Below are 13,273 nucleotides of genomic sequence, written 5' to 3'. Positions count from 1 at the left end.
TCGATATGGGTACCCCAGCAGAGCGCGTAGTCGGAAACGTAGGAATTCGGGCCGTCCCCCTGACCAACGAATTCCGTAGCGACCTCCTGAAGCAGCTGCGTCGAATCCAGAAGACAACGCATTTCAGCGTGAACGTGGATCGGGCAAAGGTCGACCGGGGGGCCCTGCAGCGAGCCATCCAGGCTCAACTCGCCGGCATCGAAAACCTCAACGTCAAGGTTTCGGCCCGAGTCGACCGTGCCGAACTCTCCAAGTCCATGAAGGACGCAGTGACTGAGGCTGCCGACAAGGCGGGCGATGGCGTGAAGGTGAATCTTCGCAACCTCAGCCTGTTCGACAAGGCAACTCTTCGTCGTGTGGAAGAGCAGATGCGTGGGGCTGTGGAGAAGCTCGCGAACGTCATGCGTGGCGAAGATATCGATACCGGTTTCCTCCGCCATCTTGAGCAGATCGAGGCTGAATTCAAACACCTCAAAGAGAAACTCTCCGACCCTCTAATCAGCGAGGAAGCGTACCGGACAACGCTCCACAGGATCGACGAGATCGCCGACGAGATGGATGAAGCGGCGAAGAATCGACGAGTCATAATTGAGGCGAACCCGAACACGGCGTGGGCTTCATCGCGTCTCAGCTGGCTAACTCGGCCACGCATCGTCGAGATCATACCGGTGGTCTCCAAGACGGCCCTCACCGCCGCCGGGACTGCGCTCGCGGCGCTGTCTGGCGCGCGCATGAGCTACGACATGCTCGACAACTTCTTGTCATGGGTGGGGAACCTGGACAAGAAACTCCCGGCGCTCACACTGGGTCTAACCGCAGCCGCGACAGGCTTCGGTGCCGTGTTCGACACGATCGCCGGCATCGTCGGTATCGGTGACGGTTTCGCGGCGATGCTGCCCTCCCTGCTCGTACTGCCCGGTCTCCTGGCCGGTGCTGTCATGTCCGGTGCTGGCCTGTTTGTTGCACTCAAATACTCGAAAGAAGAGCTCGCATCACTAGGTGATTCATACAACAACCTCGGGGCAATAATCCGAAAGGCGTTCTGGGGTGAAGCTCGTGACGCCATCATCGAGTTTTCCAACTCGGTCATGCCTCAGCTTGAGCGAAGCTTCGACCGAACCTCAAGGTCGATGGGCCGTTTCACCGCTGATCTTGCGCGGTCATTCCAGAAACACTTTGCCAACGGCCGGCTCGAGAAGATGTTCGACGGTCTCGCCGAGGCGTGGGACATCCTCGCCACGGGAACAGACGCATTCGGTGGCGCGATTACCAACCTTGGTTTGGTCGCAGCGCGATACATGCCACGTCTCGCCCAATGGTTCGTTGACCTCTCGATTGAGTTCGACAACTGGCTTTCCGCTGTGGCTACGGACGGAAGACTCGACGGCTGGATCGAAGAGTCCATCGATTCCTTCTACGCCTTGTGGGATGTCCTCGCAGCAACCACAGGCATTTTTCAGGGAATCTGGAAGGCTGCGGAAGCTGGCGGCAACGAGGGCCTCCGGGGTTGGGCCGACATGCTTCTCGCTTGGGAAGCAGCCGTGCAGGGCCAGAAATGGCAGGAGACGCTCATTGCGTTTTTCACTGGCGCAAACACTGCAATGGCTGGCCTCTCGGGCGGGCTGCAGGAATTCGGAGAGATGCTCCACGGGCTGCGCGACCCAATCGGAAACTTCATCGGCGAGGGCGGGCAGGCGCTCGGGAAGTTCATCGGCGACCTCTCAAAGGCTTTCAACCGCCCGGAGATCACCAAGGGGCTAGACGAGCTCATTGGCGGCCTCGCAGATGGCCTTTCGGCGCTTGCCCCGGCAATGGGCCCGATCGCCGACGCATTCGGCGTTCTGATGGGCTTCATTGGGGAGCTCGCAGCCGTTTTCGGGCCGCTACTCTCCCGGGTTCTGTCGGCACTTGCGCCCGTCTTTTCTTCGCTGCTGCGAGCAATCGAGCCGGTAATCGTGATTCTCGCCGAGGGTCTCGCGACGGCAATCGAAACGATCGCGCCGGTGTTGGAAGACTTCATCACCTCGATTGACATTGAAGAGCTAGCTGTCGCGCTCGCGGAAGCATTCATTGGCATCACCGAGGCGCTAATCCCGCTACTGCCGGCGCTGGTCCCGATCGTCAACTCGTTCATCGAAGAGTTGATCCCGATACTGCCAGACCTCGTAACGATGATCGATTCAATGGCGCGTGTCCTGCTGCAGATGCTCGAGGTCATCGCCCCTCATCTTCCGGCGCTTATGGAATTTGTTGGAGTGATCGTCCAGCTGGCCGCACTCAACTGGGAAATGATCGCAGAGGGCTTTGGGGTCCTTTCGATCGCTATCGATAGCGTGCTGACAGTTTTCTCGATCTTCTTGAGCTACATCACAATCATTCTTCAAGCCGTTGCGGACGTTTCCGACTCGATGCTGAAACTGATTCAGGGTGACTTCGCGGGAGCAGCTGAGTCTGCAGGGAATGCGCTACGTGGGGTTGCGGAAGCTACTGACTTCACTTGGGTCACCGAGAAAATCGATGGCCTGATTTCCAGGTCTGAGCCGAAGCTTCAAACGCTCGTCGATAACGCCAAGAAAGCTGGTGACGATTTCAGCGAGAAGATGAGGGGCGGCATCGATAAGGGCATCCCCGGGGTGGGTGCATCGTCCGACAAGATGGCAAAGGACGCGGGCGACAAGCTCAAGGCCGGAGCCGTCGGCATGGACAAGGTCGGCGCCCAGTTCGGACAGGGCTTCGCTGCTGGCATCAGATCCGAGATCAATACGGCGGCCGCCGCCGCAGCGCGGATGGCAGCTGCTGCATCTGCTGCAGCCAAAGCCGAGCTCGACATCAACTCCCCTTCCCGAGTAGCGAGAGACCAGATTGGCCGGATGTTCGGTGCTGGTTTCGTAATGGGCCAGGACGACTCGATTCCAGATATTCGCCGATCGTCAGAGCGCATGGCTAACGCAGCCATCGAGGGCATGGTCGGGAAGCGCGATCGCGTCCGAATCGCTTCCGCATCTGTGGGGTTCTCGGCTGCGTCCGCGGTATCTGGTTCGGGCGCGGGTGAGGTCACTCCGTCGGTGCTCAACCTCAATTGGAATCAGTACGCAAACCCCGGGCTCGCCGCGGAGGATGAACTCTTCGCTGCAGCCCCAACATTGAAGGCGGTGCTTGGTCTTGCGTGAACCGTGGAAGCTGTGGCTTGAATCTGGGACAACCCGTATCCCCTTGGGGATCTCGTCGAAGGATGAGTTCGTTCACATGTTCGGGTCGACTGGGTTTGGTGCTATCCCAACCGTTCAGCGTCTCCGCGCGGGTGCTGGTGTGGGTTCGATTCACACTGGCACCCGGATCGGCACCCGCACTCTCGCTGTAAAGCTTGCAGTTCTTGCCGATTCTGGTGAGTATGTTGGCTACTCGGTCGAGCGGCTCGTTGAGATGCTGCGCACCTCCCCAAAATGGGTGGTGAGTTACCCCGACGGAGACGAGTGGGAACTCTCGTTCGTCTACAAGTCGGGACTCGAGGGCGCTTTCAGTGAGCACTGGCTGGATCTGGCCAGGTACACGATCGTCTGCGAGGCCCCGCAACCCTACTGGTCGCGTCGTCGCCCTGAATCGTTCGAGGCGCGGATGGTCGCTGACGTGGCGATCCCGTTCCTGGACGACGTGGCTGTGTTGCCCGTATCTGGTGCGGAAATCATCGCGGACATGGTGCTCACAAATCCAGGTGTTGCTGATTCTCCGGTGTCTTGGGTGGTTTCGGGTCCTGCGTCTGGGGACACGGTGATCCGTATTCGGGGGCGCGGGTTTACGATCCTTGGTCCGCTCGCTGCGGGGGAACGCATTTTTGTGGATGCGTCGAAGCCTGGTGTGCCGGCGGTAACGGATCAGACTGGCGCGTCACGGTATGACCTGGTGGGGCCTGCCCCGAAGTTCCCGAAACTACCGAAGGGTGACAGTCTGGTGGAACTCTCAATGGAGGGTGCCGAGGCTGGGGTACGCGCAGCGACTTCCGTGGTCGAGGCAGAGAACCATGCGATAAACCCGAGGTTCCATACGGATTTGTCGGGCGTTGAGTTCCCGGCGGGTGGGGTTTGGGAGCACGAACCAGTCACTGCTGATTATGGGCGGGCGGCATTCGTTTCAGATCAACAATCGATCGCTAATGTGTGGGGCAACAGTGACTCAACCTGGGTTGAGACCACCTCCGGGGAGTTGTTCTATGGTGGGACCCATTACAAGCTGAACGGGTTCGGCGACGACTTCATTTCTGGTGCAGGAGCAGGAGATGTTGACGATCATGCTGCACTCGTTCCCCACACCTTTGGTGGCGGACTGGCCGGAAAGTCAATCAAGAAGATTGTCCCTTTCGGTGGCGTCATCGGCGCGTTTGCGGTGACCGATGATGGTGAACTGTGGTCCTGGGGTCTCGGGACGTGGGTTCATGGGCAGGCCACCACTGCGGCGCACGCGATCCCGCAACGCATCTTGGGGTCTTTGGACGGGCGAGTCGTTGTGGACGTGTCGTCTGGGCACGATAACGCGGTTGCGGTCACAGCCGATGGGCGTGTGCACACCTGGGGATTGGGAAGTTCCGGCGCACTTGGAGTGACGGGCACCACGAATAGGCCACTCCCCGCGATGTTGGATAACACCGGTGTGCTGGCAGGCAAGACCATTGTTGGTGCGTTCGTGCTTCCGATGGGGTGGCCGTACTCGCCTTCTGCTGCCACGTTTTTGTGGGCTTCTGACGGCACGCTGGTTTCCTTCGGAAACAATCAGCTCGGTGTGCTCGGGGACGGCACGACAACAAACAGCGCCACCCCGATCCTTGCGTCGGCTGGGGCGCTGAGCGGCTCCCTTGTTCGAGAGGTCGTGCGCCCTGGTCGGCTTGGGCTCTATGGTGCACCGGATAATGCGGTCGCCGCGCGAACGGAGTCTGGGCAGGTAATCCGTTGGGGATCCTGGTTCGACGGGGTGAACTTTGTTACGTTGCCACCCACTGCACTGTCGGGCGGGGCGCTCTCCGGGCGTTCCGTTGTGGAGTTGCGCGGATGTGACGGATCTGCGCTTGTGGGACTGTGCTCTGACGGGCAGGTATTCACGTTGGGTAGTCCAGCTGACGGTATAGCGGCCCCTATCGAGGATGAGGGCTGGGGCTCATATATTGAGCTTTCGCTCACCCCAACATTGGTTAGCCTGGACGCGATCGGGGGACGTACTGTTGATCGACTGATGGACTCAAAGAATCCTGGGTTCATTTCTGACGATGGTGCAGTGTTCACATGGTGGGGCATGCATTACGCTCCGAGGTTCCTGACTGGCCGTGAATGGGACACTGAAACTCCACACTTCGTTGAGCCTGTTCGCGTTTCGATTGGGGCGCTTGGTTCGCCCCGCGCTGTCGTGTGGAATGTCCCACCCACGGGGTCGCACGTGTCTGTCGGTTTCGAGGGGTCTGGTGACGGGCAACACTCGTTCATCTTCTTCTACGTCGACGACAGCCTGCGCGAAGTGGTCTACTCCACCGATCTGACCATTGCGGGCGCGGAGATCCCTGACGGGTGTAACCGTATCGAGGCGGGTGTTGCGTTCCTCGGCGATCAGGGGCACGTGAGCAAACCGATCCTGACGTTGACGCCCCTCTCAACCGCATACTTTGACGGCGAGAGCGTCTGGTGCGGGTGGACGGGGGTTGCTGACGAGTCCACCGCGGTGAGGTTCGTCACCGAGCTCATGGGTGGTTCTTCGATCACTGGCAGCTTCCAACCACTCAAGGAGGTTGTCTACTGATGGATGTTGTTGTTGAGGTGCGCGACAAGGACCTGGTGCGGCGGGCTGTGCTGTCCGAACATGATTTGGGTGGGGCGCAGTTCGTCGCCGCGAGGAACGCGATCGGCACGTGGCAGTTGCAGGTTCCCGGGGCGCTGCCTTCGGGTGACCACGAGGCGGCATGGTGGCTCAAGCAGGAGGGGTCAGGGATTGTGGCGCAGATTGGCGAGCGCACCTTCTCTGGCCCATGTGAACTGCGGCGGCGTGTGGTGTCGGCTGCGAACCCGGAAGGGTTGTGGACGTTCACCGGGGTGACTGATCTGTCGGTGCTGGCGCATGAGACTGCGTTCCCTGACCCGTCAAGGGTGGCGACCGCGCAAACCACCAGGGCCAATGACACTCGCACGGGCGTGACCGAAACCTTGCTACACGCGTACGTGGGCGCGAACATCGGCCCTGCCTCGCTCCGGCCGCGCGTGACGCTCGGCCCCGACCTCGCCCGCGGTATCACCCGCACCGAAGCCCCCCGGTTTCAGAACCTCCTTGAACTGTGCCAGAAGATCGCAGGCACCGGAATGTGCTTCGACGTGGTGCAGGACGGCGACGAACTGAAGTTCGTGACATGGACACCCGCGGACAGGTCGACTGAGATCCAGTTCGATATCGACCTGGGCGGTCTGTCCAGGTTCGAGTATGGGCTTGAGGCACCGAAAGTCACTCGAGCGATTGTCTTGGGTGGTGGCGAGGGTACGGCACGCATTGCGCGGGAAGTCACCACACCGGCATCTGTTGCTGCGGAGGCCATCTACGGGCGTCGCACGACGGTCATTGACCAGCGGCAGACCACTGACCTGACTGAACTCGATCAGGCCGGTTTGGATGCCATTGCTGATGGTATGGCGGTTGCGTCTTCCTCGGCGATTCCTTCCGACGATCTTGCTCTCGAGGCTGTGCGCCCGGGTGACCTGGTGTCGGTGGTCGACGGCGACGACGTGATGGTGTTGCCGCTCGAGACGCTCCCGGTAGTGGTGTCAGATGGTGTTCTATCTGGTGGCACGGTGGGTGACCCGATTGGTGAAGATGATTCGGCTGTGGTGTCCGCGCTTTTGCGGCGACAGTCTCAACTTGGGTCGCGCTTGTCGCGGCTAGAAAGAGGTGTGTGATGGCGCAAGACGCTTACCCGGTTCCGGGGCGTGCGGTGACGCTGCCGGAGTTTCGGGCGTATGCCCGCTCCTACGCGGCGGAGGTTACAACGGGGCTTGAGGTGTTTGCTGATTCCACTGGCAGGCATGTGAAGGTGCGGGCCGGGAGCTCAACAGTTGATGGCGTTTTCTTTACGTCTTCGGCGATCGAAACCCTGGCGATCGAGCCGAACACTTCCGGGAATACACGCATCGATTCGGTGGTGTTGCGGTTGGATCCTGCGGCTACACCTGTGGTGCAGCTGAAAGTGAAACCTGGTGTGCCGTCTGCGTCGCCTGTGGAGCCCGCGCTCGAGCGTGACCCTGGTGGCGTCTGGGAGGTGCTGCGTGGCGCTGTAACCGTGCCGCCAGGCGCGGTGACAATCAGTGCCACACAGGTAGCGAATCGCGTGGTGGAGCGGAAGATCGAAACTACCTCGGTAGTGCACATCCTCCCTTCTGGTGGGGGCTGGCTCTGGGCGGTAAACACTTGGCTGAAGCCCACCCCGTACCCCCGGGCAATCATCCTCTCGAATGGTGACGTTCCGGCGAACCCTGCACAACTTGAACTATCGACCATGATCCTTGAACCAAACAAGACCACCGTCGCAGTCGGCTATACGCGCGCCTCGGCTGGCATGTGCCGGTTCAATTTCATTGCGATCCCCCTAACTTTCTAAGGAGTCCTTGATGGGCGAAATGCGTTTATTCCTACCTGACGGCGTGGACTTCACATCCCAAGTGATGATGTACGTCAATGATCCGATTCTGTACGGCAATCTCATGAGCAAAATTGAGGACATCGAGAGTCAAACCGTCGTCGGCGTGCGCGTCGAGGGCGACGACCTCATCTTCGTCACAAACGCCGAAACCGAAATCAACGTCGGCAGTGTGCGTGGTGCACCTGGCGCGTCCACCGCTGAAGCACTCCAAGCCGCGGTGAACGCTGCTGGGTCTGCTGCTGCGGCCGAGGCTACGGCTGCGGGCATGGTTGTGGGTGGCACTGTCACCGGGGATGACCTGGTGCTGACCAAGGCTGACGGTGGCACGGTGGTGGCGGGGAACGTGCGGGGCCCACAAGGCAACGACGGGTCGAACGTGCTCCCCACGGCTGAGGCAATCGCGCAAGCAATCGCCGATGAGAACAGTGCAGCGCGGGCACAACTAAATGCCACGATTGATAGCCAACTTGCCCCACACGTCACCGCAGCAGCAACCTCAGCTACCAACGCACAGACCGCCCGCACGGGTGCTGAGGCTGCACGCGATGTCGCACTGACCGCACAATCGGCAACCATTGCTGCACGCGATCAGGCGCTCGCCGCAGTCGGGGTGATCCCATCCGAGGGTGGGATCACGTTCCACACGGGCGTCGCCTGGTATGAGGTGGGCGCAACAGCTCCGGACACATACCAGGCAATCTCCGCGTCTGGCTCAGACGCGGGTGCATTATCAGGGAACACTGGGTATGCGCGGCAGGCCGCGGGCATAGCGATGAACCCGCAAGTGCAGTCACGAATACGCCGGGTTGTGCTGCATAACGACGGCACCCAGGTCGTTCACTACCTGGATTGTGACGACTCCACGAAAATCGCAGGCGTGTGGGATTCGGTGAACTCCCTACAGACCGGGTGGGTTCGGGTCCACGAGGGAACATTTGACCCGGCGCGCCCGATACCCGACCAAGTCACTACGGGAAATGCTGCACTGCGGGCAACACTCACGGCACACGATCCGGCCAGATCGTACATGAAGGGCGACCGGGTACTCTCCGGCGGGTCCGTGTGGGAGTCGCTGAACGACAACAACATCGGTCTCACCCCCGCGCCCGGAACTACCACCGCTGACCTCGCCGGCACTGCGGGTCAGGTCATGGTCGAGATCCCCCGCTTCTACTACCGCGCCGATTACGACCCAGTGTTGAAGCGGCATTCATGGGAGGTGGTATTCGACCAGGGCGAGGTGAAACCGTTCCCGCTCCTCACCGATAACCCCACACTCCCCACAGCGAAAGTCGTGAACGGGCGCACATTCGCGGTACATCCCGCGTTTCAGAAAGCTGCGGTGGAGCGTCGCGCACGCTATATTGCAGCGTTCGGAACATCAGCCAGCGCCCCAGCGAACAATACGACCGGAACCCTCTCGTCAGTACACGACGGTGTTCTCGTGAACGCGGTGAACATCTCGAACACCAACTTCCGCACGAAGGCACGCAACCGCAACACTGGCCTCACCGACCCGTCAGGGAACGCGAACAACGTGTGGCAACTGTCGGACTACTGGCTACACCATGCGATCAACCTGCTGTTCGTCACCGAGTACCGCACCCTGTACTCACAAGCAGTCCTCGGCGGCGGAAACATCGGCGGCTCGGACTACACCAAAATCGCAGGCAGATCAGCGACACTCGGGAACGCGTCCGGCCAATTCAACGCCACCCCGACACTCACCACACCATCAGCCAGCGGAGACTCCGAAGGGATGATCTACCGTGGCATCGAGGACTTGTGGGGCACCGCCTGGAAATGGGTCGACGGATGGAACATCAGAAACGCCGTCGGTGTAACCGAGCACTGGGTCGCCAACACCCCATCGGCTTTCGCGCACAACACCACCACAGGACACGAAAAAATAGTCGAGTCAATGAAGGGTGCCGACACCTGGCAATACCCATCAGCGCTCGCCGCCGGGAGCTTCATGGGTGTGGTGGCGAGTGGGTCAGCATCGACGTATCTCACTGATGGGTACTACGTGAATGCGGTCGAGGACAGTTCCTGGCGATGGCCTCGCCTGGGCGGGGAGGCGAATGGTGGCTCGCTTGTTGGGCTGTTCGCGCTGTTTGGCAACAGCTCCGCGGGCTTTGTGAGCACGAGTGGCGCGTCGGCTCTCGCTCGTTAAAGAATTCCGGCACACAACCACAGGAGAAAAGTTATGCCAGCAGACACATGGGGCACACACCCCACAGTTCAACCACACGGGCACGGGTATTCAATCCCTGTAGCTGTCACGCAAATAGGTGACGGTACGGAAGAGTCACCCACCCAGTTTCAGGGAATCAGAGTAGAAGTGCGTTCCCTCGCATCCGTAGATGTGACAGCCGGAGTCCTTGCCGACCCCGACGCAAACGAAACAAACCTCACGGAAGCTCTCGCGCTCGCACTCGACACCACAGCCCCCACCATTCAAGGGCAGCTTGACGAAATCACCGACCTGATCCTGGGAGGCATCTGATGGCAACACTCCTCGGCGCGAGACTCCTCGCCCGATACGCGGAAGGCACCGCAACGGTAGAACAGTTGCAGGCTGCACTTGCCCGTGGCTGGATCAGTCAGGACGAGTACGACACGGCCACCACAGATCCAACCGGCTAACTATCCGACCCAGATAGTTGCATTTCGCATGAGTAATCAGTAACGTCGACATTCCAAACAAAAGGCCCGCCCAGTGCGCTAACACTGGGCGGGCAGCCGAACCCAAGTACTAGTTGGAGTCCGACGTGAATAACGTTACTACCCTTGCACCCATTTTCGCCTCGATGACTGAGGAGGAAATCGCCGCAGCTTCCTACCTCGCCCGATACCAGGGCAACACCAGGAAGATGTTCCTCTCCGATCTTCGGATCTATTTCGAGTGGTGCCGCGTCAACGGCATCCTTCCGCTGCAGGCGAAGCGTGTGCATGTCGAGTTCTTCGCCAGGCACCTCGAGGAAGACCGGGGGAATGCGCCGGCGTCCGTGCACCGTCGACTGTCGGTCATCAAGGGCTTCTACCGCATTGCTGTGGCAGACGACCGGATGAGCAAAGACCCGACCACGCATTTGAAGATGCCGAAGGTGCACTACGACGAGACGCGCACGCTCGGGCTCGATCGTATCGAGCTCGGAAACCTCGTCGCTACCGCCCGCGCCTCCTCACCAATCGACGCGGCTCTCGTGTCGCTCATGGGGTTACTTGCGTTGCGGGTGACCGAGGCGTGCAACGTGAACATCGAAGATTTCAGCGAGGTCGAGCGCGGTCACCGGGTGCTGCGCGTGTACGGGAAGGGGAACAAGCCCGCGACCATTCCCGTGCCGGTGCCCGTGTTACGCACGCTGGAAGCTGCAGCTGGTGACCGCACGGAAGGTGCGCTGATTCTTCGGAAGTCCGGGAAGCGCATGGACCGGAACGCGGCCTACCAGCGCATCAAGACCCTTGCCCGGAAGGCTGGCTTGTCGGACCGCATTCATCCTCACACGCTGAGGCATGCCGCGATAACGGCTGCACTCGACGCAGGCGCCCCGCTTCGTGACGCACAAGTCTTCGCTCGCCATTCGGATCCGCGCATCACCACACGCTATGACCGGAGCCGACTCAATCTCGACCGGCACGCGGCCTACCTCGTGTCGGGGTTCATCGCCGGAGCCGCATAGGCGAGCGGCCAGGTAGCGCTTACCCGGACCGGGGGTAAGCGCTACCTGTGCTGCAGCCGAGCATCTCCGCACTCACCAAACCACCAGCCCCGCCATGTGCGGGGCTTTCGCATTTAAGGAGGCCCCGCATGGCGACACGAGCCGACCCTGCACAAACACTCAACCGCGAACGTACGCCAGATGACCTGCCCGACATCGTGAAGCAAGCACTCGCCGAACACGCATCAGCGATCGCGCGCGGCGACATCGCACCCCAATACGACGAGCACGGATTCGAGGTGACCGAAAATGGCTGACCCGAAATGGTGGCCCGTCGACACGGTTGACATCACCGCAGAGTTTGGTGCCGACGCAGCCTGGTATCAGGCAAACGTCGGCCAACTCGGCCACAACGGCATCGACATCAAAGGGGCCCACCGCACACCGATCTACGCCATCGATGACGGAGTGATTCTCCTCGAAGGATGGAACACCTCATGGTCGGGTGTCGCAGGCGGAATCTCGGTAGTGATCCGCCACGGGTGGGGACACTCCGGGTACGCGCACCTAGATGAAACAGTCATCAACGCCGGACAGTCGGTGGCCCGGGGCCAACTGATCGGGTACATGGGTGCGACCGGGCTAGTGACCGGAACGCACCTGCATTTCGAAACGATGCCGCTGTCTGTGAACTGGGGCAATGGCTATTCGGGGCGCGTCAATCCGCGCCAGTTCATCACCCTCGCCGCCCGCGGCAGCACCACCGGCAGCACGCCACCAACCATTTCAGGAGGACTCCCCATGTTCGCTCTCTACTGGACCGGGCCCGCGGTCAACAACACGAAAGTCTCTGGGCGCATCGTCACCGGGTACGGCTCATTCCATGTCCCCAACATGCAGATCATGACTCTCCTGAATCGCCGCCACGACGCAGCCCTGAAACCCGGCGACAGCACGGACAACATGCTTGATGCGGAACACGACATCATCAACTCTTTCCTGCGGGCATGCTTCCAGTCAGCACTCACCGGTGTGCAGCTCGACGCTGAACGATTCCTCAAAGCCATCAACGAGGGGTTCGCGAAGCTCGGCAAATCGATCACGGTCACCGCCGACAGTGTCGACATCGACCCAGCCGATTTGCTCGCCGCGCTCGAGCTCGCTGTGCCCCGCATCGCCGAAGCAATGGTGAAGCAGGCCGGGAAGAAGCTCAGCGCATGACCCGGTGGCAGAAGTTCCTGCACCGACACGGCCTCTGCCATAAGGCGCGACTCGGGTACCGGTGCCACGGCCGTGCAGGTGAATGCGGATGAGTGAAGACACCGAATCGTATTCCCAAGCCGAAATCGTTCGCCTCCTGAAGCGTCTCGACCGCAACGTTGACGAACTCAGTGCAGACCTGAAACGCCTCGAAGCGAACTATGTGACCCGTGCTGAGTGGGAAATGCGAACACAGTTCGTTGACCGCGAAATTCGGGATCTGAAAGCCGCCGACGCAGCGTCCGCGCCGGTGAAAGTGTCTGGTTGGTTGATCGCTGGTTTCGCTGTTTCGGCGATCGTTGGTGCTGGGTCTTTGATCGGCATCATCGTGATGCTCATTCAGTCTACGAAGTAAGGAAATGATGATGCTTGATTCTAAGAACCCGCAAGCGGTTCGCACGTTCATTGCCGCGTTCGCGGGTGTCCTCGTGACTCGCCTTGTTGGGGCGATCCCCGCCATTGGTGAAGTGCTGGCCTGGTTGGATGGTGTGTTCGCTGAGGCCGGGTACGGTGGCATGTCGGCGCTCGCGCTTGTGCAGGCTGCCGTGGTTGCTGGTGTGATCCTCGGCTACCAGAAGATCGCGCAAGCACTCGGTGATCGTTGGCCATCCGTTGAGAAGTGGATGCTCGGGTCAGACGCACGCCCATCATATGAACCGAAGTACGCCGCTGAATAACGCTGCACAAA

At 60.5% G+C, this 13,273-nt stretch carries 12 protein-coding genes; all 12 read left to right on the top strand.

Annotated features, from left to right (window positions below):
- Positions 1–5: 5 nt before the first annotated feature.
- On the top strand, positions 6–3,170 hold the full coding sequence (locus tag ACTNFK_RS06560) for a phage tail protein (RefSeq protein WP_435935815.1): 3,165 nt from the start codon (positions 6–8) through the stop codon (positions 3,168–3,170).
- Positions 3,171–3,246: 76 nt separating this feature from the next.
- Positions 3,247–5,778, top strand: a complete 2,532-nt coding sequence (locus ACTNFK_RS06555; RefSeq protein ID WP_435935816.1) for a hypothetical protein — start codon at positions 3,247–3,249, stop codon at positions 5,776–5,778.
- Positions 5,778–6,920, top strand: coding sequence for a Gp37-like protein (locus tag ACTNFK_RS06550; RefSeq protein WP_435935817.1), 1,143 nt, complete (start codon positions 5,778–5,780; stop codon positions 6,918–6,920). Before ACTNFK_RS06555 ends, ACTNFK_RS06550 begins: the two co-directional genes overlap by 1 nt.
- Positions 6,920–7,618 (top strand): hypothetical protein, encoded by a 699-nt coding sequence (locus ACTNFK_RS06545; RefSeq protein WP_435935818.1) that lies wholly within the window; start codon positions 6,920–6,922, stop codon positions 7,616–7,618. The genes ACTNFK_RS06550 and ACTNFK_RS06545 overlap by 1 nt, the downstream gene beginning before the upstream one ends.
- Positions 7,619–7,628: 10 nt before the next feature.
- On the top strand, positions 7,629–9,836 hold the full coding sequence (locus ACTNFK_RS06540; RefSeq protein ID WP_435935819.1) for a hypothetical protein: 2,208 nt from the start codon (positions 7,629–7,631) through the stop codon (positions 9,834–9,836).
- A 168-nt stretch (positions 9,837–10,004) separates the two neighbouring features.
- A complete protein-coding gene (locus tag ACTNFK_RS06535; protein WP_435935820.1) occupies positions 10,005–10,169 on the top strand; it encodes a hypothetical protein in 165 nt (54 codons plus the stop codon).
- Positions 10,169–10,309: a hypothetical protein gene (locus ACTNFK_RS06530; RefSeq protein ID WP_435935821.1), complete on the top strand. Its 141-nt coding sequence runs from the start codon at positions 10,169–10,171 to the stop codon at positions 10,307–10,309. The genes ACTNFK_RS06535 and ACTNFK_RS06530 overlap by 1 nt, the downstream gene beginning before the upstream one ends.
- Positions 10,310–10,434: 125 nt before the next feature.
- Positions 10,435–11,346 (top strand): tyrosine-type recombinase/integrase, encoded by a 912-nt coding sequence (locus tag ACTNFK_RS06525; protein ID WP_435935822.1) that lies wholly within the window; start codon positions 10,435–10,437, stop codon positions 11,344–11,346.
- A gap of 128 nt (positions 11,347–11,474) precedes the next feature.
- Positions 11,475–11,642, top strand: coding sequence for a hypothetical protein (locus tag ACTNFK_RS06520; protein WP_435935823.1), 168 nt, complete (start codon positions 11,475–11,477; stop codon positions 11,640–11,642).
- Positions 11,635–12,546, top strand: a complete 912-nt coding sequence (locus ACTNFK_RS06515; protein WP_435935824.1) for a M23 family metallopeptidase — start codon at positions 11,635–11,637, stop codon at positions 12,544–12,546. Before ACTNFK_RS06520 ends, ACTNFK_RS06515 begins: the two co-directional genes overlap by 8 nt.
- Before the next feature lie 88 nt (positions 12,547–12,634).
- Positions 12,635–12,940 carry a hypothetical protein gene (locus tag ACTNFK_RS06510; protein WP_435935825.1) on the top strand — a complete coding sequence of 102 codons (306 nt, stop codon included), beginning with the start codon at positions 12,635–12,637 and terminating at the stop codon, positions 12,938–12,940.
- 10 nt (positions 12,941–12,950) lie between these two features.
- Complete coding sequence (locus tag ACTNFK_RS06505; RefSeq protein ID WP_435935826.1) at positions 12,951–13,262, top strand: hypothetical protein; 312 nt, start codon at positions 12,951–12,953, stop codon at positions 13,260–13,262.
- The last annotated feature ends 11 nt before the right edge of the window (positions 13,263–13,273 follow it).

It is taken from the genome of Leucobacter fengyongliangi (genome assembly GCF_052386045.1).
This window is presented reverse-complemented; position numbering and strand designations above follow the sequence as displayed.

What these genes read in the sequence shown, in the direction of transcription:
- ACTNFK_RS06560 (WP_435935815.1), top strand. Translation starts at nt 6, where the DNA reads ATGGGTACCCCAGCAGAGCGCGTAGTCGGAAACGTAGGAATTCGGGCC.
- ACTNFK_RS06555 (WP_435935816.1), top strand. Translation starts at nt 3,247, where the DNA reads ATGTTCGGGTCGACTGGGTTTGGTGCTATCCCAACCGTTCAGCGTCTC.
- ACTNFK_RS06550 (WP_435935817.1), top strand. Translation starts at nt 5,778, where the DNA reads ATGGATGTTGTTGTTGAGGTGCGCGACAAGGACCTGGTGCGGCGGGCT.
- ACTNFK_RS06545 (WP_435935818.1), top strand. Translation starts at nt 6,920, where the DNA reads ATGGCGCAAGACGCTTACCCGGTTCCGGGGCGTGCGGTGACGCTGCCG.
- ACTNFK_RS06540 (WP_435935819.1), top strand. Translation starts at nt 7,629, where the DNA reads ATGGGCGAAATGCGTTTATTCCTACCTGACGGCGTGGACTTCACATCC.
- ACTNFK_RS06530 (WP_435935821.1), top strand. Translation starts at nt 10,169, where the DNA reads ATGGCAACACTCCTCGGCGCGAGACTCCTCGCCCGATACGCGGAAGGC.
- ACTNFK_RS06520 (WP_435935823.1), top strand. Translation starts at nt 11,475, where the DNA reads ATGGCGACACGAGCCGACCCTGCACAAACACTCAACCGCGAACGTACG.
- ACTNFK_RS06515 (WP_435935824.1), top strand. Translation starts at nt 11,635, where the DNA reads ATGGCTGACCCGAAATGGTGGCCCGTCGACACGGTTGACATCACCGCA.
- ACTNFK_RS06510 (WP_435935825.1), top strand. Translation starts at nt 12,635, where the DNA reads ATGAGTGAAGACACCGAATCGTATTCCCAAGCCGAAATCGTTCGCCTC.
- ACTNFK_RS06505 (WP_435935826.1), top strand. Translation starts at nt 12,951, where the DNA reads ATGCTTGATTCTAAGAACCCGCAAGCGGTTCGCACGTTCATTGCCGCG.